The organism is Bradyrhizobium sp. T-1, assembly GCF_053592855.1.
Map to the genome: position 1 here is coordinate 3,416,761 of NZ_CM132115.1, position 26,635 is coordinate 3,443,395.

The following is a 26,635-nucleotide window of genomic DNA, read 5'->3' on the forward strand; positions in this document are numbered from 1 at the left end:
GCGTGCCATGCCGAGATAGGCAGGCCCGCCCGCAACCGGAAGCGAATTTAGATCGATTTCAGGGATCAGACCGCGCCGCGCATCCGTCGGACATCCGGCGGGGTCGCCTCGTCGACCAGGGCGGCGATCGCCTCCTTGGTCGTCATCACCTTCTGGCCGTCGCTGCCGAGCCGGCGGATGGAGACCGAATGCGTCTCGGCCTCTTTCTTGCCGACCACGAGCAGCGCCGGGATCTTGGCCAGCGAGTGCTCTCGGACCTTGTAGTTGATCTTTTCGTTGCGCAGGTCGATCTCGACCCGCAGGCCTGCGCGCCGCGCCTGCTCCAGCACGACCTTGGCGTATTCGTCGCCTTCCGAGGTGATGGTCGTGACCACCGCCTGCACCGGCGAGAGCCAGAGCGGGAAGTTGCCGGCATAGTGCTCGATCAGGATGCCGATATAGCGCTCCATCGAGCCGCAGATCGCACGGTGCACCATCACCGGCGGTTTCTTGCCGCCGTCATGGTCGATGTAGAACGCACCGAACCGTTCCGGCAGGTTGAAATCGACCTGCGTGGTGCCGCACTGCCAGTCGCGGCCGATGGCATCGCGCAGCACATATTCGAACTTCGGCCCATAGAAGGCGCCTTCGCCGGGATTGATCTCCGTCTTGATGTGATTGTTCTGCGACTGGATCTCGCGCAGAACCGTCGCCATCACGCGCTCGGCGTGATCCCACATCGCATCGGTGCCGACGCGTTTCTCCGGCCGCGTCGACAGCTTCACGGTGAGATCGCCGGTGAAGCCGAAATCGGCATAGGTCGACAGGATGAGGTCGTTGATCTTCAGGCACTCTTCGGCGAGCTGGTCCTCGGTGCAGAAGATATGCGCGTCGTCCTGGGTGAAGCCGCGCACGCGCATCAGGCCGTGCATGGCGCCGGACGGCTCATAGCGATGCACCACGCCGAATTCGGCGAGGCGGAGCGGCAGGTCGCGGTAGCTCTTCAGGCCGTGCTTGAAGATCTGGACGTGACCGGGGCAGTTCATCGGCTTCAGCGCGAACCAGCGCTTGTCCTCGGCCTCGTCGCCGGCGGACTGAGCCGCGAACATGTTCTCGCGGTACCAGCCCCAATGGCCAGAGGTCTCCCACAGCACCTTGTCCAGGATCTGCGGCGCGTTGACCTCGCTGTAGTCGCCGGTCAGGCGGCGGCGCATATAGGCGATCAGCTGCTGGAAGATGGTCCAGCCCTTCGGATGCCAGAATACGACGCCCGGACCCTCCTCCTGGAAATGGAAGAGGTCGAGCTCGCGTCCGAGCTTGCGATGGTCGCGCTTCTCGGCTTCCTCGATCTGCTTGAGATAGAGATCGAGATCCTCCTGCTTGGCGAAGGCCGTGCCGTAGATGCGCGTCAGCATCGGATTGTTGGAATCGCCACGCCAATAGGCGCCGGCCACCTTCATCAGCTTGAAGGCGTTGCCGACCTTGCCGGTCGAGGTCATGTGCGGGCCACGGCAGAGATCGAACCAGTCGCCCTGGTAATAGATCTTTATCGGCTCGTTGCCGGGAATGGCATCGACCAGCTCGACCTTGAAGGCCTCGCCTTTGTCGCGGAACACCTGCTTGGTTTTCTCGCGATCCCAAACCTCTTTCGTGAAAGGCTTGTCGCGCGCGATGATCTCGCGCATCTTTTTCTCGATGGCCGCGAAATCCTCAGGCGTGAACGGCTCGTTGCGGAAGAAGTCGTAATAGAACCCGTTCTCGATCACCGGGCCGATGGTGACTTGCGTGCCCGGCCACAGCGACTGCACGGCTTCCGCCAGCACGTGGGCGCAGTCGTGGCGGATCAGCTCGAGCGCCTCCGGCTCGTCGCGCGTGATCAGCCTGAGCTTGGCGTCAGCCTCGATGGGATCGTTGAGATCGGTGAGCACGCCGTCGAGCGCCATCGCCACGGTGCGCTTGGCCAGCGAGGGCGAGATGCCTTTGGCGATATCGAGGCCGGTGATGCTCTGGTCGAACTGGCGTTGGGCGCCGTCGGGGAAGGTGAGGGTGACTTTGGCGGCGGGGGTCACGGGCTTCAGATTGCTGAGGCTGTATTGAAAGCCGGATTCGGATTTGGGCTGGTCGGACATTGCTTTTCTCCTGAGGCTCACTCCTGCGAACGAGCGCAGGTAAGCGGGAACGAGCGATATATCAGGCGATTCGGCCTGTGCAATCCGGCAATTCCAAGAAAGTGGCGCGCAAAAGCCGGGGCGGTGCTCCAACTATTTCGGGACGTGGCCTTTAACTGGCCGCGGGTCTGCTCTACATGCAATTGCATGGAAAATCCCCGCGCCGGCCGTTTTGCGCCAACTGCCCTGATGCTTGGCAATCTCGTCACCGGTTGCTCGGTGCTGGCGCCGGCGGGGATGCTGCCGGAATTGTCGGCAGGGCTCGGCATCAGCATCCGCGCGGCCGGGCTCCTGATCACCTTCGGCGCGATCACGCTGTGCATCGGCTCGCCGCTGACGGCGTGGCTAACCAGCCGCATTGAACGGCGGATATTGCTCACGATCACGCTCGCGGTGCTCGCTGTTGGCAATCTCGCTTCGGCATTCGCACCAGACTATTCGACCCTCCTTATCGTCCGCCTGGTGATGCTCGCCGTCGGCGCGCTCTACACGCCGCAGGCGGCGGGCACGGCGGCGCTGATCGTGCCGGCGGAGCGGCGCGGCAGCACGATTGCTTATATCTTCCTGGGCTGGTCGCTCGCTGCAGCCGTCGGCCTCCCGCTGATCACCTTCATCGCCAGCCGCTACGGCTGGCGCGCGGTCTATGGCGAGATCGGCGCGCTCGGCTGTGTCAGCTTCCTGTTGCTGCTGGTGCGTTTGCCAGCCGGCTTGAAGGGCACGCCGGTCGATCTGAAGACCTGGAGCGAGGTCGGCCGCAGCAGGACCATCCTGCTCTTGCTGGCGATCACGACGCTGCAGATGTCGGGCCAGTTCACGGTGTTCACTTTCATGGGCCCGCTGCTCAAGAAGCTGACCGACGCGGGCCCGGATGCGATCGGCTTGGTGTTCGCCACTTACGGAGTGTGCGGCTTCCTTGGCGTTGCGGTGGCGAGCCGCATCGTCGACACATGGGGGCCGTACGGACGTCGTTGCTGTTCACGTGCCTGTTACTGGCGGGCATTGCGGGATGGGCGCTGAGCGCGGGCAACCTTGTGTTGATGGCGACGGGGGTCGCGGTCTGGGGACTGGGCTTTGCATCGACCAATTCCATGCAGCAGGTGCGGCTGGTCTCGGCCGCGCCGCCGCTTGCGCCCGCAACCGTCGCGCTCAATACGTCGGTTCTCTACATCGGCCAGGCCATCGGCTCTGCCGTCGGTGGACTGCTGTTTGCCCGCGAATTGCTGCATAGCACAGCCTTTGTGGCGGTCGGCTTCGTCTTTCTTGCGCTGGTCCTGGTCGTTGTGAGCCGGCCCCGGCCTGCTGCTGTCGGCTCCCGCTGAAAGCCGATGTTTCCGGTGCGCAAGGCGCTTGGCAAACCGCGCGGGAGAGCGCTAGAAGGCCGGTCATGGGGACCAAAGAGAGTTGACTGAAATGAGGATGATTTTGGCGGTTGCCGCGGTGCTCTATTCAGCCTCCGCGTTTGCGCAAGCCGACAAGCCACCGATGGTGGGGGACAAGCCGCTGGTGCAGGTCAAGCCCAAAGGCGCGAAGGAGGCAGCTGCGAAGCCGGCCGCCGCGGCGCCGAAGGGCAAGCCGCAGTCGATCGCAGTGCGGCTCCAGGCTTGCCTCGATACCGACGACGGTACCAAGGACCGTCTCAACTGCTACGACGCCGTGATTCCGCCGACGCCGAAGCCCAAGCCGCCCAAGGCCAAGGGTGTCGCCGATTGCCGCTTCCTCAAGGAAGAGGACGAACGGCTGGCGTGCTTCAACGGCTTTGCCGAGAGCATTCCGAAGCTGCCGAAGAGCTGAGAGTCTGGGGGGCTGGGCGCCTAGTCGGTGATCCGGCTCAGCACTGCTCTGAAGGCAACGCCCGGCACTTGCAGCGCGTTGCCTTCGAATTCAGCCGTGTCGCCATCCTCGCGGCCGGCGAGCGTCAGCGTGATCCGGTCGACGCCGAACAGCGCCTTGAACGCGGGGTCGTCGTTGTAGCGTTCGGTCGAGATTTTGACCTTGATGCTTTCGCCTTCGCCCGTGTAGGTGCCGATGAACGCGAAGGCTGAATTGCCGCCGCGCATCTTGCCATCCGTCACATAGACGACGCCGCATCCGGTTCCGTGAACCGTGTGGAAATCGACCTTATACAGTCCCTGACGCACGACCTGTCCCTGCAGAAGAGGCGCACTCGTTCAAGTGCAATGTGGCCGGCAAAATATGGCCGTGGCCAACGGAAGCAATCCGGAGCCCCCCGGGGATGTCGTCCATCAACATCACATTTTGATCACAGCCCGGGAGAGTTGCACGCAGTGCGTCGAAATACCGGCGTGCGCAATATTTGGATTAACGGCTCGATACCGACGGGCTGGTGGCTGCGACGCGCGTCAGGGCGAGCGCCGGCGTTGCCGACATCTTCACCAGTACGTCCTTGAGCGGGTACTGCGTCCATGCGCGATTGACGTAGTCGCGGTGGGTGATGCCGTCGCCGGTTTCGACGAATACGACGCTGCCGGGACGTAATGGGCCGTCCATGTCCTCGGATACGCCGATACCCTTTTGCCGCAGTATGTTCATCAATTCGCGGTCGCGCCGCGCGGTGTAGTGGGTATAGGAGCTGACGAAAAAGCCCGAGCGATGGCTCTCGATCCAGGACGCGAACTTGTCCATCTCGCCGTAGACCGCATCGAGTAGCACGACGCCGCGGACGCGATCGCTGATGCCGCCGACCTCGAGGCTCCAGGCGGTCGGCAGGAAGCCGCCGCTATAGCCGACGATCACGATCGGCATGCTGGCGAAGGCGCGCACGCTGTTGGGATCGCCGGTGAGACGGGCGAGGTGGCTCGCCGATTCATCCATGAAGCGCTTGAGGCCGCCCGCCTGCCAGAACTTTCCGGCGCTGGAATCGGCGGCATCGACGGCCATCTGCGGGGCAAGCAGTACCGCGTTGGCGCCTGAAGCGGTAATCTGTTGCGGCACCAACTGGCGGTCGCGCACGTCGCGCTCAAGCGTCGCGCCATTGCCGTGGAAGAACACCACGATCACCCCAGGCTTGCGCACGTCGAAATGCTCGGGGACGTGCACCAGCACCCGGCTGTCGTTGTAGGTCTCGTCCTGCCAGAACACGCGTCCCGAGTAGCTGCGATGTCCGCGGCGCTCTCCCTTGGAGATGTTGAGGAATGGCGCGTCGGAGGCGGGGTTGTTGCCGAAATAGGGGAAGGCCGAGGATTTCATGCTGACGAGGGTCGTCAGGTCTTCACGTGGCGGACGCTGATAGGGGATCTGCGGCTCCAGCGAAGCTACCTTGTACGGCGCCTGCGCCGGCTGAGGCTGTTGCTGTACGGCGCGCTTGGGCGAGAAGTCCGACATCTGCCGTTGCAGGAAGCTCTCGCTCGCCGACGGAAAGCGCTCTTTGAACTGCGGGGCAGGGAAGCGATCTTCGAAGGTATCGCCGCTTGCGACTTGCTGATTGAAGACTTGCGGATTGGTCTTCGCAATGACCTGGACGTTGGCCTGCGAATTCGTGGCGAGCGCTGTCGGATTGGGCGCCTGGCCGCATTGAACCAGCGCCAGTGATAGCGGCACAAAGGCGGAGATCAGGGCGATCCGAAGCGCACGACCGCGCGCCCCGGACGCCTTGGTCCGGTCAGCACGCATGTCTGCTTTCAATTTCGGAACGGCCCCGACCATCCACCCATGACCCCAAGCCATGAACCACGTCCAGCGGCTACGTCCAAGCCAATTGAGCCGACTGGCGTTTAGGTGACGTTAAGCGTCCGGAGAAACTTTCCCCACATCCGGAACGGTCAAAAAAGACCACGCAATCGTGTCGCGATTGTGGGAGCGGCGCGCGTATTTCCGGGGCCGATTACGGGTTTATTGTACGAAAGCGGGCGAAAAAGGTGACTAATTACCGATTTCAACCGCCTCATTTAACCCTTGTTAACCCTGCTTGAATTGACTGGACCAATCTGCACGATGCCTCCCATGAGGCGCGACGCCTGAGGCTAAGGACCCAGATGACGGCATCAGATGCGGGAACCACGCCCTGGACCGGGCGGCTGATCGGAGGCGGCTCCGGGGTTTCCGTTCTGGTTGCAATTGCCATTGTCGTTGCCGACATGATCGGGGTCGGCGTCTTCACCAGTCTTGGCTTCCAGGTCAAGGACATCCCCTCGGGCTTTTCAATCCTCGCGCTGTGGACGGTCGGCGGCATCGTCGCGCTGTGCGGCGTGTTCTCCTACAGCGAACTGGGCGCGATGTTTCCGCGCTCGAGCGGGGAGTACAATTTCCTCGGTCGCGCCTATCATCCGGCCTTCGGCTTTCTCGCCGGTTGGGTCTCCGCGACGGTCGGCTTCGCAGCGCCCGTGGCGCTCGCCGCCATGGCCTTCGGCGAATATGCCAAGTCCGTCGTGCCCGATCTGCCGCCGATTCCGCTCGCGATCGGCGTGGTGTGGCTGGTCTCGATCGTGCAATTGACCGGCGTCAGGCACTCCTCGACCTTCCAGCTGATCTCGACCATCCTCAAGGTCGTGCTGATCGTCGCTTTCCTCGTCGCCGGATTCGTCATCGGCACGCCGCAGCCGATCGCCTTCACGCCGCAGCCGGGGGATCTCGCCCATATCGTCAGCGCGCCCTTCGCGATCGGGCTCGTGTTCGTGATGTATTCGTTCTCAGGCTGGAACGCCGCGACCTACATCATCGGCGAGATGAACATGCCGCAGCGGGATCTGCCGCGTGCGCTGCTTGCGGGCACGCTGATCGTGCTGGTGCTGTACGTCGCGCTCAACGCGGTGTTCCTCTATTCGACGCCAATCAGATCTCTGGCCGGCCAGCTCGACGTTGCAAGTGTGGCCGGCAGCGCCATCTTCGGCAATCTCGGCGGTCGCATCGTCGGCGCGATGATCTGCGTCGGCCTGATCTCCTCGATCAGCGCGATGATGTGGATTGGCCCTCGTGTGATGATGACGATGGGGGAGGATATCCCGGCGCTGCGCGTGTTCTCGAAGAAATCGGTGAGCGGCGCGCCGGCCTACGCCATCCTGTTTCAACTCGCGGTCGCCAATCTGTTGCTGTTCACCCGCAGCTTCGAGGCGGTGCTCGACTTCATCCAGTTCGCGCTGCTGTTCTGCTCGTTCTTCACGGTTGCCGGCGTGATCAAGCTGCGCATCACCGATCCCGACCTGCCACGACCCTATCGTGCCTGGGGATACCCGTTCACGCCGCTCATCTTCCTGCTCGTGACCGCCTTCATGATGTACTACCTCTTGATCGAGCGGCCCGTGCAGTCGCTGTCGGGCATGCTCGTCATGCTCTCGGGCCTGCTGATTTATGCTGTTTTCCGCAGGCGGCCGGTCGCCGCTGCCACGTCACACAATCGCGAATAGACATGTTTCGAGTCATGAGACTTGCGGCCGTCGCTTTTGCCCTTATGGCTGCGGTCATCTCGTCCGCGCGGGCGGCCGAGGTCACCTTCGACGACACTGCGCGCTTCCTCGCGGGCATGCAGCCTTCGGCGGAGTCACCGCTGGTGCCGCTGACCAGGGATCCATCCTGGCAGCATCACGAAAAATTCTTCGACGGCGCCTTCGCGCAACTCGAGCAGCGCCAATTGTCGAAGATCCGGGACTGGTCTGACGTCAATCTCGCCGCGCCCAGGCCGACCATGTTCTATTTGTTCAGCGGCCCGGATTTCCTCTACGCCAACGCGTTCTATTCCAAGGCCAGCACTTACGTGCTGGGTGCGCTGGAGCCGGTTGGTGCGGTGCCCGACCTGTCCAAGCTGTCACGCGTCTCGGTCGACGCCGCGCTCTACAATGTTGAGCGTTCGCTCGGCTCGATCCTGAGCTTTTCCTTCTTCATCACCAAGCAGATGAAGGTCGACCTGCACGCCAACCAGGTCAATGGCACCTTGCCCATCCTCTACGTGTTCCTGGCGCGTTCCGGCAAAACCATTCGCAACGTCGAGATGGTCGCGCTCGACAACAAGGGCGGAATGCACGTTGGCAATGATAATCCGGGGCTGAACGCCACGCGCGGCGTCCGCATCACGTTCGCAAGTGCCGACGGCGAGGCGCGTACGCTGTATTATTTCTCGACCGATCTCTCCAATTCCGGCGCACGCGCGGCGGGCTTCCTGAAATTTTGCGAGACGCTCGGGCCAGGCAACAGCTTGCTCAAGAGCGCGTCGTATCTCTTGCACGCAGGCAACTTCACCGTTGCCCGCGACTGGCTGCTCGCCAACAGCGCGACCATTATCCAGGACGATTCCGGCATTCCGCTTGCCAATTACAATCCGCGGCAATGGCGCTTCTTCCCGTTTGGTCGCTATCTCGGACCGATCAACGAATTTCCTGGCCGCTACCAGGAGCGCTACGCTGAATTGTTCACCCGCGCCCAACCAATCGATTTTGGCGTCGGCTACCGCTGGCGGATGCATGAGTCGAATCTGCTGCTGTCGGTGAAGATTCCCGGAGGCGAGATCGCTCCCGCCGCAGACACGACATCGTCGGCCGAACTGCCGCCGAAACCGACGCGCCCGAAGCGACCGCGTCCGCCCGAGCCGATTCCGCCGCCCCCCGGACGCTTCTTCTGGTTCCGCTAACTACCAGTGCACGCTCTGGCTCGGCACGATGAACGCCGTCGTGCTTGGCGGCGTTGCAAGACTGGTCGCCAGATACCACCCGGAGCCGACGACGAAGACGAGCAGGGCGATGATCGCGAGCATGTCGATCGTTCGGGGATCGTGATCCCTGGGATTAAACCTAAGATGCGAACCGGGCCTGAAGTGAAAATGAGGGCTGATTTTCCAGCGCATTGTTGTTTCCTCCCGTGGGAGCATCACAACAACGCGAGGGCAGAGTTCCGGTTCCGCTCGGGGCAGCGATGCGCAAAGCACCGCAGCACGCTTAGGAAGCGTTGACGCCGCGCCAGCGCGCGTATCGCCATGGCAAGTACCAGCGCGCACCTTGCGGCGCGGTGAGAGGTACGTTGTCGATGCCCGAGGTACCAAAGGGATTGCAGCGCAACAAGCGTGCGAGTGTCATCCAGCCGCCGGCCCAGAGTCCGAAACGCTCGATCGCCTCGTCGCCATAGACGGAACATGTCGGCAAGTGTCGGCAATTGTAACCGACCAGCGGCGACAGCGTATGTCGATACAGCCAGATCAGCGCGCGGCCGAATCTGCGCGGCAGCCGTAACGCCTCGACAACGGGAGTGGAACAGTGCTCGCAGGTTGTGTGCTTCATGTGCGCTGTGCCGACGTCCTGTGCGCAGTGATGGTCAGTTCCAATGCGGGGAACAGCGAGCTGTTGCAGGCGCGCCATATTTTGCCTGCTTTCAGGGAGCAGTGCAGCAAGTACCTATGGACGATCTGTATTCCCCCGGATACCATTTTTATGACGTCAATGTGTAGACTCGTTGGAACGTCGAAACGGGGCTTGCCTGACTGCTTTTAGGGCTTGGGGAAGGAACCAGTTTGAAACTTCTGAAGTCGCTCAACCTTCGCGGCTGGTTGTTGGTGGGAACCGCTGCCTGTGGTGTCATGTTGGCGGGCGCCGTCGCGACGGTCGGTTCGCCGGCCCGAGCCGGCGCCTCACTCGAAGAACGCAAGCTGCCGATGAAGTTTGGCTGGGTCGCCTGCGAGCCCAATTGCCGCGGTTGGGTCAGCGCGGTCGGCATCATCACCGCCGATACACCGAAGGACTTTGACGACTTCGCCCGCGGGCGCCAGCTCGGCGGTGCCACCGTCGTACTCGATTCCAGCGGTGGTTCCGTCAACGACGCGATCACGCTCGGCCGGCGCTTCCGCAATCTCGGCCTTCTGACCACCGTCGGCATCACGCAGCAGACCAACAGGCAGGGCGCCCGTCCGGCGGTCGCCTCAGAAGCCTATTGCGAATCCATGTGCGTGTTCCTGCTGCTGGCCGGCAAGAAACGCTACGTGCCCGAAGCCGCTCATGTCCGCGTGCATCAGATCTGGATGGGAGACCGCGCAGACGACGCCAAGGCGGCAAGCTACAGTGCGCAGGATCTGATGATCGTGGAACGCGACATTGGCCGGCTGGCCAAATACACCTTTGACATGGGCGGGGCAGGGGACCTGCTGTCGCTCGCGCTCAGCGTGCCGCCTTGGGAAGATCTGCACGAGCTCGACGCAGCCGAGCTGAAGCTGACCAATCTCGTGACAACCAATCTCGTTGCCGACGTGCTCCCGCATGTGGACATCACGGCGCCTGCAGTGGCGGAGCTTGCGCCGAAGACGCAGGCCAGGTTTGGCGAGGAACCGGAGCCGCAGGCGGCCAAGTCGACCAAGACGGCGGAAGCCGTGGTCCCGACCGGCGGCGCGGTGGCGCCAGCTGCGGCGCCACAGAAGTAAGACCTCTAATCTCGCTTCAGTCTTGCGCGGGGGCCGGCTGTTTCGCCTTGGCCTCGATCTGGCCGATCGCGTCGACCACGGCATCGAAGGTCAGGAGCGTCGAGGCGTGGCGCGCCTTGTAGTCGCGGACCGGCTCGAGGAACTTGATCTCTTCCCATTTACCTTGAGGAGGGGCCCCATTCTCCTTCAGCATCTTGCGAACGGTTTCGCGTAACTCACGGAGTTCGCTCGCAGTCGAGCCGACGACGTGACTTGCCATGATGGATGAGGAGGCCTGTCCCAGCGCACAGGCCTTCACGTCATGGGCGAAGTCGGTAACGGTATTGCCCTCCATCTTGAGGTCGATCTTCACGGTCGAGCCGCACAGCTTGGAATGGGCGGTGGCGGAGGCATCGGGAGCCGACAACCGCCCGAGACGCGGAATATTGCCGGCGAGCTCGATGATCCGCTTGTTATAGATGTCGTTCAGCATGTGATGGAGTCCAACACTTACCTACCCAATCGGCCTTGGCGGGCGCCGTCCAGGGTCCTATATAGGGTCGGAACTGGCGGAAAAACAGTCCGGCGGGGGCGTCGGTGGCGATCCGGATCTGCGCTGCCGAGGTGATGACCCAAGGGCATTTTTCGTCATAATTGTTCTCTTCAGGCGTCCGGCGGCTTGTCCGCCCCGTCTGCCGGTGACACTCCGGCCGTTGAGGCCGTCGAACGGAGTAGACATGGACGCCACCATCAAATCCATCCGCCCGAGCAAGCCTTCCGACCGGCAGCCCGAGAGCCGCCCGGCAGAGCTTGATCCTGCCGAATTCCTCGCGGCCGCCGTCCGCGCCGACCAGCCGCGCCCGGCGCGCGCCGAGGCGGAAGCTGCGGTGAAGACGCTGCTCGCCTATATCGGCGAGAACACCGGGCGCGAGGGCCTGCTCGACACGCCGCGCCGCGTGGTCGAGGCTTTCGATGAGCTCTATCAGGGCTACCACCAGTGTCCGGCCGAGGTGCTCGACCGCACCTTCGGCGAGACCGCCGGCTATGACGACTTCGTGCTGGTGCGTGACATCGAGTTCACCTCGCAATGCGAGCACCACATGATGCCGTTCTATGGCAAGGCACACATTGCCTATACGCCGGTGGAGCGCGTCGTCGGCCTGTCGAAGCTCGCACGCCTGACCGACATCTTCGCCCGCCGGCTCCAGACGCAGGAGCATCTGACGGCGCAGATTGCGGCCGCGATCGACGAGATCCTGAAGCCCCGCGGGGTGGCCGTCCTGATCGAGGCCGAGCACACCTGCATGTCGGTGCGTGGTGTGGCCAAGCACGGCGCCTCGACCTTCACCAGCCGCTACACCGGCATGTTCCGCGACAATCCGGCGGAGCAGGCCCGCTTCCTGTCCATGGTGCGAGGCCTGACGCGCTGACCTCGCGAGTAACTGGCGAGATTTTGTCGTGTCCGCTCATTCCCACGAGATCGAGGAAGGCCTCGCCTTCCTCCCCAAGTTCGATGCCGCCGGCCTCGTGACCTGCGTGGCGACCGACGTCGCCACCGGTGACGTGCTGATGGTCGCGCACATGAATGACGAAGCGCTGCGCAAGACCATCGCGACCGGCGAAGCTTGGTATTTCAGCCGCTCGCGCAACGCCTTGTGGCGAAAAGGCGAGACGTCAGGTCAGACCCAGCGCGTGGTCGAGATCCGCACTGATTGCGACCAGGATGCAGTCTGGCTCCGCGTTGAGCAGATCGGCGCGGCTTGCCACACCGGTCGCCGATCCTGCTTCTATCGCAAGGTCGAGGCGGAGGGGGAGGGTGCGAAGCTCGTCTTCGTCGATGCGGACAGGCTGTTCGATCCGAACGCGGTTTATAGGAAATGACGTTCGTGATTCCGGGCTCGCGCTTCGCGCGCCCCGGAATGACCGCGAGAGCCAAATTAACCCCGCATTAACCATAACTGTCCCACGGTGAGACGATCAGGCGTCCGAATTGCCGGCGCCGCTTAAACGCCGCGCGGGCCGGTCACGCCATCATGTCGGTCGATAATTCCAGTGCCTCGCAGACGGCCGCAACGGGCGCGCCGCGCGTTGCCGGTGCGATCAAGCAGGCCTCGAGCCAGACCGGCGTCAGCTTTGAATACATGCTGACCACCGCCAAGATGGAATCGGATTTCGATCCGTCGGCCGGTGCGACCACGTCGTCCGCCCACGGCCTCTATCAGTTCATCGACCAGACCTGGCTCGGCACGGTGAAGGAGGCGGGGACCCAGCTCGGCTACGGCAACTACGCCGACGCGATCACCAGGACATCCTCAGGCACCTACACCGTCGACGATCCCTTCATGAAGCGCTCGATCATGAAGCTGCGCGACGATCCGGAGGCCGCATCAAGCATGGCGGCGGCCCTGACGCAGTCGAACAGCTTCAAGCTCACAGGTCTGCTCGGCCGCAGGCCGTCCGACAGCGAGCTCTACATGGCGCATTTCATGGGCGTCGGTGGAGCTGCAAAGCTGATCGCTAATGCCGAGGACAATCCGCAAGCCGTCGGCGCGCGGCTGTTTCCCAATGCGGCCTCCGCCAACCGCTCGATCTTCTACGCCAAGGACGGTCGTGCGCGCAGCGTCTCCGAAGTCTATTCGGTGCTGAACGCGCGCTATGCCGGCGCCGCGAACGCGAGGTCCACGCGCAGTGCGATGGCGATGTATGGCGACACACCGTCGACCACGCAGGTCGCCAGCGCCAACGGCGTGCAACCCGTCGCGCCGGTGGTCAATGGTGCCGCCTATCTCCAGACCTTTCCGGACTCGCGTTCGGTGACCCCGGTGAGCGCGACATCGCCGACGACGGTGGCTGACAACACGCCGACGACACCTGCGTTTCGTTCGATCTATCAGCCTGGTGATGCCACGCAGCCGGTTTCGACGACGGTGCAGAAATTGTGGGGCAGCAACGCCTCGCTGACATCCGTTGCCTCGGCGACGCCTGATGTGCGCCCGCCGCAGCCGCTCGATCTCTTCAGCGATCGCAGCGGCACGTTCTCGAGCTAGCCCGCTGCGCGGCGGCTTCCAGCTCTTAATAAATCATCAACAAAACCAGCCAGTTATGGTGAACGCTTTGTTAAGCGTCGTGGTTTATTTTGTGTTGCAGGTGACAAGCCGTCACCGTTTCGTTTTTTCGTTGCGTAAGCCGGAAGCACCATGATTGTTCGGCAGTTCATCAATTGGATCAGGACCGCGCCAGCCGGTGAGCGCGCGGAGGCAACGCGGGCGTTGGCCCGGGCCTGGCTGATCTCAGACCTTTCCCATGACGATCGCCTCGCCGCCGAAGGCGCGCTGCTGATGTTGCTCGACGATCCATCGCCGCTGGTGCGCCAGGCCATGGCCGAGGCTTTTGCGCGCAGCGCCGATGCGCCGGCATCGATCGTGCGGGCGTTGTCGGCGGACCAGCCGACCGTGGCGCTCCCCGTGCTCGAACATTCGCCGCTGCTGGTCGATGCTGATCTCGTCGATATCGTTGCGACCGGTAATGACGAGGTCCAATGCGCGGTCTCCCGCCGCATCGCGCTGCCGGTCTCGGTCTGCGCCGCCATCGCCGAAGTCGGCTGCGCGGCCGCCGCACTTGAGCTGATCGAAAATCCCCATGCCGAGCTCGCACCATTCTCCTGGAATCGAATCGTCGAGCGTCATGGCCATCTCGCCGCGATCCGCGAGGCGATGCTGGTGCTGGACGACATTCCGGCGGCGACACGCGCCGCGCTGGTGGCAAAGCTCTCCGAGACGTTGGCGCAATTCGTCGTAGCACGGAACTGGTTGAGCGCCGATCGCGCCGAGCGCATGACGACGGAGGCGCGTGACCGCTCCACCATGAACATCGCGGCACGCTCGCGCGGCGACGATATGCAGGGCCTGGTGAAGCATCTGCGTATCACCGGCCAGCTCACTGCCGGCCTGATCCTGCGCGCGCTGCTCTCGAGCAACCTCGACCTGTTCGATGCGGCGCTCGCCGAATTGGCCGACCTGCCGCTCGCGCGCGTCTCAGCGCTGCTGCACGACCGCGGCGGCAACAGCCTGCATGCGCTGCTGCGCCGCGCCGGGTTGCCCGAGACGACGTTCGCCGCCTTCCAGGTTGCGCTCGATGCCTGCCACGAGCAAGGCTTTGTCGACACCGACGATACCGCGGCCCGGCTGCGGCGCCGCATGGTCGAGCGTGTGCTCACCCATTGCGAGACCGATCGGGGCGCCACCGAGCCGCTCATGGTCCTGCTGCGTCGCTTTGCCACCGAGTCTGCGCGCGAAGAGGCGCGATTGTTCTGCGACGAACTCGTCGCTGAGGACACGATCGATCCGGTGTACGACGATCTGATCGCGGCGTAGCGAGACGCCGTAGGGCGGGCAAAGGCGCGCAGCCTACGATACCAATCGTATCGATGGCGTTGGTCTCAAACTCCGTCATTGCGATCGCAATGATGTGGGGAGAGAGCCGGGCCTACTCCGCCGGCACGATGCTCGGCGCCAGGATCACTTCAAGATGTTCGGGGCGGTCGCGGTTGACGTCGGCGAGATAATCGTCGGCGACCTTGCGCAGACGGCGGCTGAGCTCGGCGGAGACACTGATGCTGTCGAGCTTGGTGTTCTCCTGCACGATGGCGAGGATCGCGTTGATGTGGTGCGTGAACAGCTCGGCCGGCACCTTCTCGAGATCCGGCGCGTGCTCGATGATGCGGCACAGGCTCTCGGCAACGCCCGCTGCAGCCGGAAAACCGAATGTGGCAGCGTCGCCCTTGATGTCGTGCGCGGCGTGGAACAACTCGTCGCGCCGCTCTTTGGTGAAGCCCTCGTTGCGGATGGCGACGTAGGCGGCTGACAGCCGGTTGACCTCGATCGTCATCCAGGCCTTGAACTCGTTGGCGAGCCCCGCCAGCGCCTGCTCGGCGCGGCCAATCGGATCGTCCATGTCCTTCTCTTCGACACGACGCAGCACCTTGCGCAGCGGATTGGGCTGCGTGATGACGTGATGCGTGGCGAAAGCCTTGACCTCGATGTCCTTTGCGCTGTTCTTCGCCATGATGCCTGCCTCGTCGTGAGGGACGTTGCGCTAGATGGAGGAGCGGGCCTTGTCGAGCAGCGAGGGCTGCTGGAGGACCTCGTGCTTTTCGCCGACGCGGCGCTCCGGGCCCATATAGGCGGAGTTGGTGTTGCGGCGCCGGTCGGGGCCGAAATAGGTTTTGGTCTTGATGAAGGGCCGGGGACTGGCGACCACGTTGAGAATCCGCTGGTAGAGACCCTTGGCCGAAATCGGCTTGGCCAGGAATTCGGTGACGCCGGCATCGCGCGCGACGGTGACGCGGCGCTTCTCGGAATGCCCGGTCAGCATGATGATCGGCGCGTAGGGGTTGCCCTTGGATTCCGGCTGCCGGATCATTTGTGCGAGCTCGAGCCCGTCGAAGATCGGCATCGCCCAGTCGGTGATGACGATGTCGGGCACGTAATGGCTGTACATTTCGAGCGCTGTCGCGCCGTCTTCGGCCTCATAGACCTCGCGCGCGCCGAACGAATGCAGCAGCGTCCGCAGGATGCGGCGCATGTGCGGATTGTCGTCGCAGACTAGAAAGCGCAGCTTGTTGAAGTCGATGCGGAACATGACGCCCAGGCCAAAGCGGTCAACCTTCGTTAACCATATCGCGCCGGGAGTTAACGAAGCGTTGCGAACGGTGCCTCCGGCGGAGCGCGGGGCAGGTGTTCAGTAGCCGAACTGCTCGCGCAGAATGCGCTCTTCCAGGCTGTGACCGGGGTCGAACAGCATGCGCATCGAGATGCTCTTGTCGGACAGCACCTCGACGCGCCGGACCCTGCGGACCTCCTCATGGTCGGCGACGGCCGCGACCGGGCGCTTGTCGTCCTCCAGCACCTCGATCACCACATAGGCGGTGTTGGGCAGCAGGGCACCACGCCACCGCCGCGGCCGGAAGGCGCTGATCGGTGTCAGTGCCAGGAGGGCGGCGTTGATCGGCAGGATCGGCCCCTGGGCGGAGAGATTATAGGCCGTCGAGCCGGCGGGCGTCGCCACAATGATCCCGTCGGCGATCAGCTCAGGCATGCGCTCGCGCTCGTCGATCAGGATGCGCAGGCGCGCCGCCTGGTAGGTCTGGCGGAACAGATAGACCTCGTTGATGGCGTGGTGCAGATGGACGCGGTCGTTAACGTCGGTCGCGCGCATCAAGAGCGGATTGATTTCGGACTCATGCGCAGCCTCGAGGCGGGCGCGCAAATCGACCGTCGAATATTCGTTCATGAGGAAGCCGACCGTGCCGCGGTGCATGCCGTAGATCGGCTTTCCCGTGTGCATGTGCTGGTGCAGGGTCTGGAGCATCAACCCGTCGCCGCCGAGCGCCACCAGGACGTCGGCTTCGTTCGGCTCGCAATTGCCGTAGCTTTGGGTGAGCTGCCTGAAGGCGGCCTGCGCTTCGCTGCTCGGGCTGGCGACGAAGGCGATCCGGTCGTATCGCGATGGCTTGGTCATGGCTTCCAGGCAGGTGTCGCTGGCTTGAGAAAGTTCCGCCGAGGTCGTCTATACGACCTGGGCCTCTATTGTCGAGGATGACCGCCCGGCAAGGCAAACGCGCCGGTCGGGAAGGGGTAAAGCCGGGCGGATCGGGCCGAAAAGCCCTTCCTGGGCCTCCGATCCCCCAAACCGTCGCAATTGCCGGCCACAACTGCGGCTAACGGCCGACGAACGGGGCGAGGAGAACAATCATGGTCATGAGCTTGCCGATGCTGCGCCGGGTGGGCCTGCTCCTGGCGGTGTCTGCTTTCGCGCTCGGGGGCCCGGCGCGTGCGGACGATCCGCCGCAGCCGCGCAACGAGACGGCCGCACCTGCGGGACAGAAGGGCGGGCGCGGCAGCAATGCGGCGCAGGCCTCGCCATCGGCCGCCGAGCAGCATCGTCTGCCCGGTGACTCCACCACGAAGCAGACGCTCGATCTGCCGGGCCGAACGCTCAACTTCGCCGCGACCGCCGGCTCGATCCGTGTGTTCGACGACAAGGGCGAGCCGCTCGCCGACATCGCCACCACGTCCTACGAGCTCGACGGGGCCGATCGCGCTACGCGTCCGGTAACCTTCCTGTTCAACGGCGGGCCCGGTGCCTCCTCGGCGTGGCTTCAGTTCGGCGCGGTCGGGCCGTGGCGGTTGCCGCTCGACGGCGAGAGGCTGTCGCCATCGGCTTCGCCCGAGGTGAAGCCCAACGCGGAGACCTGGCTCGATTTCACCGATCTCGTCTTCGTCGATCCCGTCGGCACCGGCTATAGCCGTCTCATCGCGAGCGGCGAGGATGCGCGCAAGCGGTTCTACTCGGTCGATGGTGACGTCAATTCGATTGCGCTCGTGATCCGCCGCTGGCTCGAGAAGCACAACCGGCTGACCTCACCGAAATACGTTGCGGGCGAAAGCTACGGCGGCATTCGTGGACCGAAGGTCGTGCGACAGTTGCAGCTTCAGCACGGCGTGGGCGTCAGGGGATTGATCCTGGTGTCGCCGTTGCTGGATTTCCGCGAGTTCACAGGCACCAGCCTCCTGCAATATGTCGCGACCTTGCCGAGCTATGTCGCAGTCGCGCGCGAAGCCAAGGGGCCAGTCAAGCGCGCCGATCTTGCCGATGTGGAGGCCTACGCGCGCGGCGAATTCCTGACCGATCTCGTCAAGGGCGAGGCGGACAAGGAGGCCACCAATCGTCTGGCCGACAAGGTCGCGGAGTTGACCGGCATCGACCAGGCGGTGAGCCGCAGACTCGCCGGCCGCTTCGATGTCAGCGAATTCCGCCGCGAGCTCGATCGCAAGGACGGCATGGTGACCGGTCGCTATGACGCTTCCGTGCGTGGCTTCGATCCCTATCCGGATTCGAGCAGCTCACGCTTCGGTGACCCCTCGGGCGATGCGCTTCAGGCGCCGCTGACGAGCGCTGCGGTCGATGTGATCACGCGAAAACTCAATTGGCGGCCGGACGGCTCGTATGAAGTCCTCAACGGTGCCGTCGAGCGCAATTGGGACTTCGGCGGCGGCATCAACCCGCCGCAATCGCTGTCAGAGCTGCGTCAGATCCTCGCCACGGATGCAAAGCTGAACGTGCTGGTCGCGCATGGCCTGTTCGATCTCGCCACGCCCTATTTCGGAACAAAGCGGGCGCTCGACCAGTTGCCTGCCTTCGCGGCGCAGCGCGTGAAGTTCGTCGTCTATCCCGGTGGCCATATGTTCTATTCACGCGATGGCTCGCGGCAGGCGCTTCGCGGTGAAGTCCAGGGATTGATCAGGGAGTAGACCGTCGTTTTCGCGGCTTGTATCTCTGCGCGATCTCGCGTGCCACGGCGCTCGCAGGCTTGATGTTGGCTCCGGCAAGCCAGATGCCGCTGATCCTCCCGCGCTTGTCGCGGGCGCGACGCACCGGCTCGCCATGGCTGGAATAGCCGGCTGCCCAAGCGAGCCTGCCAGCATCGCGGCCGGTGACCTCGATTTCGGCGGCATCCATGAACGGATTGTTGAACTGCGGATTGGCGACGAGCACGCGGTTGCCGGCGGGCACCAGATCAGTCGCGCCCCAGATCGTCCACCAGCGGCCGGTCCAGTCGCGCACGCGCCGGTCCGGCGCGCCGCGTGCCTTGAAGACGCGCAGAATCTGCATCGCGCCGTCCATCCAGAAGGGTGCTGCGCCATCGATGGAGTTGCTGAGGATGCTGATCGCAAGTTCGCACGCAGGAATGGAGCAGGTCCGCGATATATACCCCTGGAAGCCGCCGCCATGGCCGAACCAATCCCAGCCGTCGGTCTTGCCGGCGTTGACGCCAAGGCCGTAATAGCCCTCGAACGTCTGCGGGACGCGCCAATGGTGTCGCGTCATCTCGCGGCGGCTCGCGACCGACAGCACGCTCTTTCTGGCGTTGGGGGCGAGCTGGGCAAAGAAACGCGCGGTGTCGGCGGCGGTGGCCACGAAGCCGGCGGCCGATGCCATCGCGTGGGCAGGATTGTCGCCGGGGATCACGCAGCGCTCGCCTAGCGGCAGTTTTCGCGTATGGCCGCGCGCAAACGGCGCGCCTCTGGGAAGCGGCGCATTCGGCTCGGTTTCGCGAAGGCCTGCGGGCGCGATGATCTCGCGCTTGATCCAGGCAGAGTAGGGCTCCTTGGTCACCGTCTCGATGACGAGGCCCATCAGGCCGAAGCCGTGATTGGAGTATTTGAAGCGCGTGCCTGATGCGATCGCGGTCGGCAGCTGCAACTCGGCCAGCAGCTCCTTGGCGTTGAGATAGGGACGGCTGTCGATGAACTGGCCGGAATCGGCGCCGTCGCGCGTCAGTCCGGCGCTGTGCGAAAGCACCTGCGCAATCGTCGTCTCGGCGACGCGCGGATGCAAGCCGCTCACATATTGGCCGACGGGATCGTCGAGCCGGAGCTTGCGCTGCTCGCGCAGCTTCATGATTCCGGCCGACGTAAAGCTCTTCGAGTGCGAGGCGATGCGGAAGCGATGACGCGGAGTGAGCTTTTCGCCGGTGTCGAGATTGGCAAGCCCGAACGCATGCTCGGCGACGACCTCGCCGCGATGAACGAAAGCGACCATGACGCCGGGCTGTTGGAAGGTCGTCTGCTGGAATTCAATCCAGGAGCCGATGTAGTCGATCGCGGATCGCAGCCACGTGTCCATTGCGCACCAGTTCGCGAGGGGGATGGGTGCGCGAAGGCTAGCCGAGAAAGTAGAACGGGCACAACCTAGAAGGTTGTGCCCGTTCGCTTGATGCGAGGTGCGATGTCTCAGTAGACGAGCGTCGCGCCGGTCGGCTTGTCGAGCGCGGCAGCGAGCGAGCGATACTCGGAGCTGTCGGTGCCGGCGAGCGAGGCGATCTTGTTCAGGTGATACTGAGCCTGTTCGCGGTTGCCCTGCTCGAGCTGCCAGAGGCCATAATACTGCCAGGTGCGGACGTGGTTCGGATCGTCCTTCAGTGCGATCTCGTAATAGGCCTTCGACGACTGGTAGTCGCCGAGCTTGCGATAGGAGTAGCCGATCAGGTTGGCGACATCGGCGACGTCGTCGCGCTTGAGCTGCTTCAGCTGGCCGATGGCGCTCGTATAGTCGTTCTTGTCGTAGATGGTGGTGTAGGCGGTGCGATAGGCCGCGAGGAATTTCGGATCGCTGACGGAAGAGCTCTTCTTCTTCCCCTTCTTGGCCGAGCTATCCGACTTCGGCGGCGGCGAAGGATCGTCGCTACCGGCGGCATAGGCGCTCGTCAGCGCCGGTCCGGCCGCCAGCGCCATCGAGACAAGTCCCGGTACCAGAAGCATTGAAAGTTTGCGCATCTAAGTTCTCCCGAATGGAACGTGGCGATCCTACACGATTGCCCAAAGACCGGAACACCCGGCCGGTAAAAACATTCCCGGTCCCAGGCCGTCCGGCCTTGCCCGGCAAGATGACAAACTTGTCATCCAGATGAACGGAAGCCTGCTACGCGCTTCAGAACGGGTTCAGCGCAGGCGATCTAGGCTCTCCCCATGATCGAAGAGTAGGCGAGAGGGCGCCGCCTCAAGATCTTTCCAAGAGGAGACAATCATGTTGAAGACCATTTCCGCAGCCTTGCTCGCAGCCTCCGTCATCGCAGCCCCGGCCTTCGCCGCTGAAGCCGGCAAGACCACGACAACTGCACCGGTGATCAAGGCGGACCAGGCCCAGAGCAAGGTGTCGACCACCGCCGCCAAACCCGACACCGGCGTCAAGGCTGACGCCAAGACCTCCGACGCCAAGACTTCCGACGCCAAAACTTCCGGCGCCAAGTCGGGTGCCAAGCCGGACGTGAAGGCCGATGCCAAGGTCGATACCAAGGCGAAGGCGATGAACGCCAATGCCGCGATTACGCCCGACGAGCACAAGACCGTGCGGACGCATCGCCATCACCACAAGCATCTGTCAGCCAAGAAGTCGCTCAAGGCGCAGCCGGACATCGGCAAGCCGGTGACGATCGAGAAGCGCAGCTAACGACTGATCCTGCGGGGGCGGCATCCATTGCCCGCCGCCTCGTGCGGAGTTCAGGCCCGGCCCGTTTCGTCATGCCCCGCGCGAGAGCGCGAGGCACTGGCGGCGGGCCGGTGCGCCGTTTGCGGAAGCGAATTCCCTTTGTGCAACCTTGGAGCTAGAACGTCTCCGAAACTGTCTTGCCGGAGAATTTGATTCCTTGGGGCGATTGGCTAAACGCGCGGCGATCTTGGTGCTGCCCTTGGTGCTTACGGCCTGTTTCGGCAGCGATGGCGACCGTCCATCTCTGGTGGACGGGGGCCAGGCCGGCGGGCCGCAGCCGTTTCCCGACAATTTCCGTGGCGACACGCTGGCCCTGATGCGCACCTACTTGAACAATCCGGTCGGGGTGCGCGATGCCAGCATGGCCGATCCGGTGTTGCGCGAGGTCGGCGGGCGACAGTTCTATATCAGCTGCCTGCACTTCACGCCGCGCGAGACCGACGGCAGCTATAAGGCGATGCGCGAGCGCGCTGTCGTCTTCGTCAATGGCCGCGGCGACCGCGTCGTCGATCGCACCAATGAGCTCTGTGCAGGCGCGGTTTACGCACCCTTTCCAGAACTGGAAAAGATGGCGAGGTAGCGCAAAGCCCGCTTTCATCGGGCCGTGCTAGGACAGCAGCCGCCGGAGCCGTTGGATCACATTTTGGCGAGCTTTGAACGGGGCGGTTTTGCCTTGCGACAAATCGTTACAGCTGAATTTGCGCCAACGACAAGATCGATCGCCGCAAGTCGACGTGACGGAACAAAATCGTGTTGTTGCCGCCCCGTCACAGTAACGAACGATCAACGTTCCGGCATCGCCGCGAAGCAACCCAATTCACGCCACGTTGTTTCCTGAGTGTCGTTAATGAAAGAACGGGGACGATCATGAAGAAGATCTTGCTGGGCGCTGTCGCTCTGCTTGCGCTGGCCGGGCCGGCCGCAGCAGCCGACATGCAGCCGCGCACCTACGCCAAGGCGCCGGCCTACACGCCGCCGCAGGTGATCTACAACTGGACCGGTTTCTATATCGGCGGCCATGTCGGCGGCGCCTTTGCCGGCGACAACACCTTCCAATCCAGCGACGCCCGCTTCATGGGCGGCGTGCAGGGCGGCTTCGACTATCAGTTCGCCCCCAATTGGGTGGTGGGTATCGAGGCGCAGTATTCCTGGCTGCCGACCAACAACAACGGTGCTACGTTCCCGCTGGGCACACAGGTGACGTCCAATACCGACCAGATCGGGTCGGTGACCGGCCGCATCGGCTACACCTGGGGCCCGACGCTCCTCTATGCCAAGGGCGGTTACGCCTGGCGCAATGGCGGCCTCGGGGTCAACGTCGCCGGCGTGCCGCAGACCTTTACCGCCACCGGCAACAGCAAGGACGGTTATACCGTCGGCGCCGGCCTCGAATACATGTTCGCTCCGAACTGGTCGGCCAAGGCCGAGTACCAGTACTATAATTTCGGCAGCACCACCTTCACCTCCGGTCCGGCCGACATTGTCGGCGTCCGCGGTCGGGATGACGAGCATACCGTCAAGGTCGGTGTGAACTACCGCTTCGGCTGGGGCGGTCCGGCGGCCTCGCGCTATTGACCCGCCGAGAACAAGCACAACCACGATCTCGCAAAGGCCGGCCTCGCGCCGGCCTTTCGTTTGCCCGGCCCCCCGTTTGTATTGCGTGAACCATCTGGCGCGTCATTTGCAGACAAACAGTCCGGCGGGCGCCTTCTCACGCGTGTCACGGGGAGCGGGTAAAGCAAAAATAATTTTTGCGACTTACGGAACTCGCGCTTCGGATAGCGTTATTACTGAATTGCCGGGCTGGTGGGACAACGAATATGCGTATCTTGGCGTCGGTGGTGGTGGTCTCGTGCTTCGTCGCCCTGCCGTGCTCTGCTCAAACAATCCTCAAATCCGAGCCTCTGATGTTGGCACCTTACGAGGTCGCCTTCGTGAAGGACGTCTCCTGTCCGTCCGGCAAGGTGCTAAAGGTGACCGGGGCGATCCGCGGGCTGCACCGTCGCAAGGCTTGCGTGGCGCTCGCGGGTGAGCAGGCCTCGCTGGCGACCGCGACGCCTTGAGGCATGATCTGGGAGAGCGCGAAGCGGTTTTCCGAAAGGACTATGCGACCTGGCTTAGCTTCCGGTCTTCGGCCGGGCCTCACGAGTTGAGCTGAAGCTCCATTCTGGACTCCCGTTCGGCATCCGCCTTGTTCTTGGCGGGGTCTTCGCCTTGGGCGGCCCGGCACGATTTGATCTCATAGTCGTTGTCGAGCACCCGGCGCGGACCCTGCCGCTCCTCGTCGGTGCCGACGTCTACGACCAGGCCGCTCCGCTGCGCGAGTTTCCAGACGTCGGCTTCGCTCGGATAGGCTTTGCTGATCTGGCTGTCGTTGCAGAACAGGGCGTAGGGCATGCTTCCCGCTCCCGGAAAGCGCATTAACGGCGTAACGGGGCGAGGGTTCCGGGTCGATCACGGGGGGGCGTGATCGGAGGTGCCGGGCAGCCGGGCCCTGAGTCCTTAACGAGTCCTGAATCCGCGAAAAAAGATACTTTGGGACTCGTTTGGCGGAATCAGCGGATGTTTCCGGCCATGACGACCGACCTGAAAACCTGCTGCGGGCACATGCTACTGCCACTGACGCTGGCACTGTTCGGCGCCTGCGCAGCCAATCTCTGGCTGGTATGGTCCTGGCTGTAGGTCTTACTTCAGGGCCGGTGGCCGCGGCTCCGGATCGCGAATGGCAGCGCGTAGCTTGATCAACGTCGCCGCGCAATATTCCTCGCGCTCGCGCTCGAAGCGCTCCTGATGCTTTCTGAAATTGGCGATGCGGACCTGCATCTCGCTGCGGAAGTCGCCGTTCCTTGACGGGGAGGCGAGCAAGGGCTGGGCCGGCGGGGCAGTCTGCTGCGGCGGTTCGGCGTGTGGCGGTTCGATCGTGACCGCCACGGCCTGGACGGAGACGATCTCTGCGGCCAGGACTGGCGCAACCGCAACGGTATCCGGCTGACGAAAATCGTCCTTCCTTCCGGACACGGATTGCACGAAGGCCAGTGTCTGCGCGATCAGCGCGTCGCGCTCCCTGATCCACTTCATCGTCCACCACCCTGTTGGAGCTATTCCATCAAAGCCCGGGCGCCGAATCAAGCAGACTGTCTGGGAGGGATTGCATATTTTTCCCGAACGCCCGACATTGGATGAATGGACTCCAAGGTCGACCCGCCGGATGAAGCACAGGGCTTACGGCTCGTGCGTGCTTTTCTCTCGCTGCCGCCCGACAAGCGGGCGGAGGTGATTGCATTCGTCGAAGATCTGGTGCGCGCCCATACCCGGCCGAACGACGGCCAGGAGATTTCCCCGCCCTGACCAATCGCTAGCGCTGGCGCGGATGGGGTTTGCATACAAGGGTGCGACGCCACTCCAGACCGATGCCGGCGATTGTCGATTTGTCTGATGTCGGCAATCTGTTTCCGAGGAGGCTCTCTGATAGGAGCAGCGGCCCGGCGCGCCTCGAAGAACAGCTGAAGCTTACACGAGGCTTACGGGGCGGCCTTAGCGTGGGTAGTTTTCCGTAACCTGATTAATGACACCTACTATCAAATCTTAACCGTCCCGCGGTTCCAATGCGACCGCCGGACTGTTCCGGTTCTGGAACCGGGTGATTGATTAGGCAGCTGAGATGAGCTTTTTGAACAATTTGAAGATCGTGTTGAAGGTTGCGCTGATCGTGACCACGATGGGCGTTGCCCTGGTCGCCGTCGCGGCCTTCGGCATCCGCGAGCTGTCCGCGACCGTCGACGGCTTCAGCGAGCTTACCGCCATGCAGTCAGCGGCCCTCAACCTCACGCGCACTCAGCGCCGCATCGAGACCTATCATGCGGCGCTCTACGCGGTGTTTACCGAGACGACCGAAGCAGGCAACGCCAATCGCCTCAAGGTCGCGAACCAGAACCGCAATGAAGTCGCCCAGTTTCTGAACGCTGCGGAGCAGGACGATCCGGCGCGGGCCGGCGAGACGAAGAGCGTCGGCGCGCAGCTGACGGCCGCCTTCGCAGGTTGTGATCCGGTGCTCCAGGCCGGCGCAGCCGCGAGCAGCCCGGAGGAAAATGCCAAGGTCGCCGATCGCGCTCACAAGGAGTGTGACCCGCTGATCGATGCGGCTCTTGAGCGCATTGCCAAGTTCACAGCCGATACGTCCAAGGCCGTGACCAAGCGCAAGGAAGCCATCGAGCGTGACGCAAAGTCCGCAATCTGGACCGTGATGAGCGTCAGCGCCGGGGGCCTGATCGTCGGCATCGCGATCGCGCTCTTCATCGGCCTTGTGGCGATGTCGAAGCCGATTGCCCGGCTCAAGCTCGCCATGGAGGGTTTGGCACGCAATGACCTCAAGACCGAGGTGCCCGAGAAGGATCGCCGCGACGAGATCGGCGAGATGGCGAGGACGGTCGAGGTGTTCAAGACCAACGCGCTCGAAGTGGAGCGGCTCAAGGCGGCGCAAGTGGAAGCCGAGAAGCACGCTGCCGAGCAGCGCCGCCGCGACATGTTCAACCTGGCTGATGGTTTTGAGCGTGCGGTCGGCGAGATCAGCCAGCAGATTTCCGGCATCCAGAATGCCACCCAGGAATCAGTGACGGCGATCCGTGACATCTCCGCGACCATCGAGCGGTTGTCGGAAGTGTCCTCGACCATTGCCGCAGCCGTCGAGGAGCAGGGGGCTGCGACCCAGGAAATCTCGCGCAACGTGCAGCAGGCCGCGCACGGCACCCAGCAGGTCTCGACCAACATCACCGACGTGCAGCGCGGCGCGGCCGAGACCGGTTCGGCATCCTCGCAAGTGCTCTCGACCGCGAAGATGCTGGCCACCGACAGCACCCGGCTGAAGGACGAAGTCGGAAAATTCCTGCAGACGGTGCGTGCGGCCTGAGCCCGCGCGGCGTACGAGAATCCGGCGGCCTTGCGCCGCCGGCGCGCCGCAGGTCCTATTGCGGCCAGCAGAAGCGCCATCGCGATCGCGAAAAGAAAAACCGTCGCGACGACAGCTGCGACCGCTCCGGCGATGATCTTGGCGTTATCCCGGCTGGTGGAGGGAGGCATGCAACGTGCATGCTACCTCATGTTGAACTCCGAT

Annotated in this window: 28 protein-coding genes and 1 pseudogene; 16 read left to right on the forward strand and 13 right to left on the reverse strand. The window is 63.5% G+C overall.

Annotated elements, in window-relative coordinates; all coding sequences use genetic code 11:
* Positions 1-65: 65 nt before the first annotated feature.
* The gene (gene thrS / locus ACWAT4_RS16300; protein WP_449730920.1) at positions 66-2,108 is read right to left on the reverse strand and encodes a threonine--tRNA ligase; all 2,043 of its coding nucleotides are present in this window, start codon (positions 2,106-2,108) and stop codon (positions 66-68) included.
* Positions 2,109-2,294: 186 nt separating this feature from the next.
* Here thrS and ACWAT4_RS16305 point away from each other — a divergent pair.
* Positions 2,295-3,466 (forward strand): annotated as a pseudogene (locus ACWAT4_RS16305) (MFS transporter).
* A 91-nt stretch (positions 3,467-3,557) separates the two neighbouring features.
* Complete coding sequence (locus tag ACWAT4_RS16310; protein WP_212301677.1) at positions 3,558-3,938, forward strand: hypothetical protein; 381 nt, start codon at positions 3,558-3,560, stop codon at positions 3,936-3,938.
* 20 nt (positions 3,939-3,958) lie between these two features.
* Here the strand turns inward: ACWAT4_RS16310 and ACWAT4_RS16315 are convergent, their stop codons facing one another.
* Together ACWAT4_RS16315 and ACWAT4_RS16320 are read right to left on the reverse strand one after the other, a co-directional pair.
* Complete coding sequence (locus tag ACWAT4_RS16315) at positions 3,959-4,285, reverse strand: GrlR family regulatory protein (RefSeq protein WP_212425167.1); 327 nt, start codon at positions 4,283-4,285, stop codon at positions 3,959-3,961.
* Positions 4,286-4,466: 181 nt separating this feature from the next.
* Complete coding sequence (locus ACWAT4_RS16320; RefSeq protein WP_449730921.1) at positions 4,467-5,777, reverse strand: alpha/beta hydrolase; 1,311 nt, start codon at positions 5,775-5,777, stop codon at positions 4,467-4,469.
* Between the two features lie 362 nt (positions 5,778-6,139).
* On the opposite strand from ACWAT4_RS16320, the gene ACWAT4_RS16325 reads away from it, so the two are divergent.
* On the forward strand, positions 6,140-7,507 hold the full coding sequence (locus tag ACWAT4_RS16325) for an APC family permease (protein WP_449730922.1): 1,368 nt from the start codon (positions 6,140-6,142) through the stop codon (positions 7,505-7,507).
* A 2-nt stretch (positions 7,508-7,509) separates the two neighbouring features.
* Positions 7,510-8,724 carry a hypothetical protein gene (locus tag ACWAT4_RS16330; RefSeq protein ID WP_449730923.1) on the forward strand — a complete coding sequence of 405 codons (1,215 nt, stop codon included), beginning with the start codon at positions 7,510-7,512 and terminating at the stop codon, positions 8,722-8,724.
* On the opposite strand, the gene ACWAT4_RS16335 is transcribed toward ACWAT4_RS16330, so the two are convergent.
* A complete protein-coding gene (locus ACWAT4_RS16335) occupies positions 8,725-8,937 on the reverse strand; it encodes a hypothetical protein (RefSeq protein ID WP_212301671.1) in 213 nt (70 codons plus the stop codon).
* 91 nt (positions 8,938-9,028) lie between these two features.
* Positions 9,029-9,367, reverse strand: coding sequence for a membrane protein insertion efficiency factor YidD (gene yidD / locus ACWAT4_RS16340; protein WP_212301670.1), 339 nt, complete (start codon positions 9,365-9,367; stop codon positions 9,029-9,031).
* 230 nt (positions 9,368-9,597) lie between these two features.
* On the opposite strand from yidD, the gene ACWAT4_RS16345 reads away from it, so the two are divergent.
* Positions 9,598-10,497, forward strand: coding sequence for a COG3904 family protein (locus tag ACWAT4_RS16345; RefSeq protein WP_212425164.1), 900 nt, complete (start codon positions 9,598-9,600; stop codon positions 10,495-10,497).
* A 16-nt stretch (positions 10,498-10,513) separates the two neighbouring features.
* Here the strand turns inward: ACWAT4_RS16345 and ACWAT4_RS16350 are convergent, their stop codons facing one another.
* The gene (locus ACWAT4_RS16350) at positions 10,514-10,969 is read right to left on the reverse strand and encodes an iron-sulfur cluster assembly scaffold protein (RefSeq protein WP_212301668.1); all 456 of its coding nucleotides are present in this window, start codon (positions 10,967-10,969) and stop codon (positions 10,514-10,516) included.
* 244 nt (positions 10,970-11,213) lie between these two features.
* Between ACWAT4_RS16350 and folE the strand changes: the two genes are divergently transcribed.
* From folE to ACWAT4_RS16370, 4 genes are all read left to right on the forward strand, one after another.
* Positions 11,214-11,906 carry a GTP cyclohydrolase I FolE gene (folE, locus tag ACWAT4_RS16355; RefSeq protein WP_212301667.1) on the forward strand — a complete coding sequence of 231 codons (693 nt, stop codon included), beginning with the start codon at positions 11,214-11,216 and terminating at the stop codon, positions 11,904-11,906.
* Positions 11,907-11,934: 28 nt separating this feature from the next.
* On the forward strand, positions 11,935-12,357 hold the full coding sequence (hisI, locus tag ACWAT4_RS16360; RefSeq protein WP_212444297.1) for a phosphoribosyl-AMP cyclohydrolase: 423 nt from the start codon (positions 11,935-11,937) through the stop codon (positions 12,355-12,357).
* 152 nt (positions 12,358-12,509) lie between these two features.
* Positions 12,510-13,523 (forward strand): lytic transglycosylase domain-containing protein, encoded by a 1,014-nt coding sequence (locus tag ACWAT4_RS16365; protein ID WP_212301665.1) that lies wholly within the window; start codon positions 12,510-12,512, stop codon positions 13,521-13,523.
* Between the two features lie 150 nt (positions 13,524-13,673).
* On the forward strand, positions 13,674-14,849 hold the full coding sequence (locus ACWAT4_RS16370; RefSeq protein ID WP_212301664.1) for a DUF2336 domain-containing protein: 1,176 nt from the start codon (positions 13,674-13,676) through the stop codon (positions 14,847-14,849).
* Between the two features lie 112 nt (positions 14,850-14,961).
* Here the strand turns inward: ACWAT4_RS16370 and ACWAT4_RS16375 are convergent, their stop codons facing one another.
* The 3 genes from ACWAT4_RS16375 to ACWAT4_RS16385 form a co-directional block, all read right to left on the reverse strand.
* Positions 14,962-15,540, reverse strand: a complete 579-nt coding sequence (locus ACWAT4_RS16375) for an Hpt domain-containing protein (RefSeq protein WP_212301663.1) — start codon at positions 15,538-15,540, stop codon at positions 14,962-14,964.
* Between the two features lie 30 nt (positions 15,541-15,570).
* Positions 15,571-16,116: a response regulator gene (locus ACWAT4_RS16380; protein WP_008133731.1), complete on the reverse strand. Its 546-nt coding sequence runs from the start codon at positions 16,114-16,116 to the stop codon at positions 15,571-15,573.
* A 99-nt stretch (positions 16,117-16,215) separates the two neighbouring features.
* Positions 16,216-16,995 carry an NAD kinase gene (locus ACWAT4_RS16385; RefSeq protein ID WP_212425161.1) on the reverse strand — a complete coding sequence of 260 codons (780 nt, stop codon included), beginning with the start codon at positions 16,993-16,995 and terminating at the stop codon, positions 16,216-16,218.
* A gap of 233 nt (positions 16,996-17,228) precedes the next feature.
* Between ACWAT4_RS16385 and ACWAT4_RS16390 the strand changes: the two genes are divergently transcribed.
* The gene (locus ACWAT4_RS16390; protein ID WP_449730924.1) at positions 17,229-18,788 is read left to right on the forward strand and encodes a S10 family peptidase; all 1,560 of its coding nucleotides are present in this window, start codon (positions 17,229-17,231) and stop codon (positions 18,786-18,788) included.
* On the opposite strand, the gene ACWAT4_RS16395 is transcribed toward ACWAT4_RS16390, so the two are convergent.
* Both ACWAT4_RS16395 and ACWAT4_RS16400 read right to left on the reverse strand, forming a co-directional pair.
* Entirely contained in the window at positions 18,778-20,163 is a 1,386-nt protein-coding gene (locus ACWAT4_RS16395) for a serine hydrolase domain-containing protein (RefSeq protein WP_449730925.1), read from the reverse strand. The genes ACWAT4_RS16390 and ACWAT4_RS16395 overlap by 11 nt on opposite strands.
* A gap of 107 nt (positions 20,164-20,270) precedes the next feature.
* Entirely contained in the window at positions 20,271-20,813 is a 543-nt protein-coding gene (locus tag ACWAT4_RS16400) for a tetratricopeptide repeat protein (protein WP_212301659.1), read from the reverse strand.
* A gap of 250 nt (positions 20,814-21,063) precedes the next feature.
* On the opposite strand from ACWAT4_RS16400, the gene ACWAT4_RS16405 reads away from it, so the two are divergent.
* The 4 genes from ACWAT4_RS16405 to ACWAT4_RS16420 all read left to right on the forward strand — a co-directional run bounded on the left by ACWAT4_RS16405 (position 21,064) and on the right by ACWAT4_RS16420 (position 23,588).
* Positions 21,064-21,486: a His-rich protein BRANT gene (locus ACWAT4_RS16405; RefSeq protein WP_449730926.1), complete on the forward strand. Its 423-nt coding sequence runs from the start codon at positions 21,064-21,066 to the stop codon at positions 21,484-21,486.
* 223 nt (positions 21,487-21,709) lie between these two features.
* Positions 21,710-22,105 (forward strand): hypothetical protein, encoded by a 396-nt coding sequence (locus ACWAT4_RS16410; protein WP_449731219.1) that lies wholly within the window; start codon positions 21,710-21,712, stop codon positions 22,103-22,105.
* A gap of 287 nt (positions 22,106-22,392) precedes the next feature.
* Positions 22,393-23,100, forward strand: a complete 708-nt coding sequence (locus ACWAT4_RS16415; protein ID WP_212301656.1) for an outer membrane protein — start codon at positions 22,393-22,395, stop codon at positions 23,098-23,100.
* Between the two features lie 245 nt (positions 23,101-23,345).
* Complete coding sequence (locus ACWAT4_RS16420) at positions 23,346-23,588, forward strand: DUF6719 family protein (RefSeq protein ID WP_212301655.1); 243 nt, start codon at positions 23,346-23,348, stop codon at positions 23,586-23,588.
* A 79-nt stretch (positions 23,589-23,667) separates the two neighbouring features.
* On the opposite strand, the gene ACWAT4_RS16425 is transcribed toward ACWAT4_RS16420, so the two are convergent.
* Positions 23,668-23,922, reverse strand: a complete 255-nt coding sequence (locus tag ACWAT4_RS16425; protein WP_212301654.1) for a hypothetical protein — start codon at positions 23,920-23,922, stop codon at positions 23,668-23,670.
* 288 nt (positions 23,923-24,210) lie between these two features.
* Positions 24,211-24,603: a hypothetical protein gene (locus ACWAT4_RS16430; RefSeq protein ID WP_449730927.1), complete on the reverse strand. Its 393-nt coding sequence runs from the start codon at positions 24,601-24,603 to the stop codon at positions 24,211-24,213.
* 105 nt (positions 24,604-24,708) lie between these two features.
* Between ACWAT4_RS16430 and ACWAT4_RS16435 the strand changes: the two genes are divergently transcribed.
* On the forward strand, positions 24,709-24,873 hold the full coding sequence (locus ACWAT4_RS16435) for a hypothetical protein (protein WP_212301652.1): 165 nt from the start codon (positions 24,709-24,711) through the stop codon (positions 24,871-24,873).
* Positions 24,874-25,186: 313 nt separating this feature from the next.
* Positions 25,187-26,431 carry a HAMP domain-containing protein gene (locus ACWAT4_RS16440; protein ID WP_449730928.1) on the forward strand — a complete coding sequence of 415 codons (1,245 nt, stop codon included), beginning with the start codon at positions 25,187-25,189 and terminating at the stop codon, positions 26,429-26,431.
* Positions 26,432-26,635 lie beyond the last annotated feature (204 nt).

What these genes read in the sequence shown, in the direction of transcription:
- thrS (WP_449730920.1), bottom strand. Translation starts at nt 2,108, where the DNA reads ATGTCCGACCAGCCCAAATCCGAATCCGGCTTTCAATACAGCCTCAGC.
- ACWAT4_RS16310 (WP_212301677.1), top strand. Translation starts at nt 3,558, where the DNA reads ATGAGGATGATTTTGGCGGTTGCCGCGGTGCTCTATTCAGCCTCCGCG.
- ACWAT4_RS16320 (WP_449730921.1), bottom strand. Translation starts at nt 5,777, where the DNA reads ATGCGTGCTGACCGGACCAAGGCGTCCGGGGCGCGCGGTCGTGCGCTT.
- ACWAT4_RS16325 (WP_449730922.1), top strand. Translation starts at nt 6,140, where the DNA reads ATGACGGCATCAGATGCGGGAACCACGCCCTGGACCGGGCGGCTGATC.
- ACWAT4_RS16330 (WP_449730923.1), top strand. Translation starts at nt 7,510, where the DNA reads ATGTTTCGAGTCATGAGACTTGCGGCCGTCGCTTTTGCCCTTATGGCT.
- ACWAT4_RS16335 (WP_212301671.1), bottom strand. Translation starts at nt 8,937, where the DNA reads ATGCGCTGGAAAATCAGCCCTCATTTTCACTTCAGGCCCGGTTCGCAT.
- yidD (WP_212301670.1), bottom strand. Translation starts at nt 9,367, where the DNA reads ATGAAGCACACAACCTGCGAGCACTGTTCCACTCCCGTTGTCGAGGCG.
- ACWAT4_RS16350 (WP_212301668.1), bottom strand. Translation starts at nt 10,969, where the DNA reads ATGCTGAACGACATCTATAACAAGCGGATCATCGAGCTCGCCGGCAAT.
- folE (WP_212301667.1), top strand. Translation starts at nt 11,214, where the DNA reads ATGGACGCCACCATCAAATCCATCCGCCCGAGCAAGCCTTCCGACCGG.
- ACWAT4_RS16365 (WP_212301665.1), top strand. Translation starts at nt 12,510, where the DNA reads ATGTCGGTCGATAATTCCAGTGCCTCGCAGACGGCCGCAACGGGCGCG.
- ACWAT4_RS16370 (WP_212301664.1), top strand. Translation starts at nt 13,674, where the DNA reads ATGATTGTTCGGCAGTTCATCAATTGGATCAGGACCGCGCCAGCCGGT.
- ACWAT4_RS16375 (WP_212301663.1), bottom strand. Translation starts at nt 15,540, where the DNA reads ATGGCGAAGAACAGCGCAAAGGACATCGAGGTCAAGGCTTTCGCCACG.
- ACWAT4_RS16380 (WP_008133731.1), bottom strand. Translation starts at nt 16,116, where the DNA reads ATGTTCCGCATCGACTTCAACAAGCTGCGCTTTCTAGTCTGCGACGAC.
- ACWAT4_RS16385 (WP_212425161.1), bottom strand. Translation starts at nt 16,995, where the DNA reads ATGACCAAGCCATCGCGATACGACCGGATCGCCTTCGTCGCCAGCCCG.
- ACWAT4_RS16390 (WP_449730924.1), top strand. Translation starts at nt 17,229, where the DNA reads ATGGTCATGAGCTTGCCGATGCTGCGCCGGGTGGGCCTGCTCCTGGCG.
- ACWAT4_RS16395 (WP_449730925.1), bottom strand. Translation starts at nt 20,163, where the DNA reads ATGGACACGTGGCTGCGATCCGCGATCGACTACATCGGCTCCTGGATT.
- ACWAT4_RS16400 (WP_212301659.1), bottom strand. Translation starts at nt 20,813, where the DNA reads ATGCGCAAACTTTCAATGCTTCTGGTACCGGGACTTGTCTCGATGGCG.
- ACWAT4_RS16405 (WP_449730926.1), top strand. Translation starts at nt 21,064, where the DNA reads ATGTTGAAGACCATTTCCGCAGCCTTGCTCGCAGCCTCCGTCATCGCA.
- ACWAT4_RS16415 (WP_212301656.1), top strand. Translation starts at nt 22,393, where the DNA reads ATGAAGAAGATCTTGCTGGGCGCTGTCGCTCTGCTTGCGCTGGCCGGG.
- ACWAT4_RS16420 (WP_212301655.1), top strand. Translation starts at nt 23,346, where the DNA reads ATGCGTATCTTGGCGTCGGTGGTGGTGGTCTCGTGCTTCGTCGCCCTG.
- ACWAT4_RS16425 (WP_212301654.1), bottom strand. Translation starts at nt 23,922, where the DNA reads ATGCCCTACGCCCTGTTCTGCAACGACAGCCAGATCAGCAAAGCCTAT.
- ACWAT4_RS16430 (WP_449730927.1), bottom strand. Translation starts at nt 24,603, where the DNA reads ATGAAGTGGATCAGGGAGCGCGACGCGCTGATCGCGCAGACACTGGCC.
- ACWAT4_RS16435 (WP_212301652.1), top strand. Translation starts at nt 24,709, where the DNA reads ATGGACTCCAAGGTCGACCCGCCGGATGAAGCACAGGGCTTACGGCTC.
- ACWAT4_RS16440 (WP_449730928.1), top strand. Translation starts at nt 25,187, where the DNA reads ATGAGCTTTTTGAACAATTTGAAGATCGTGTTGAAGGTTGCGCTGATC.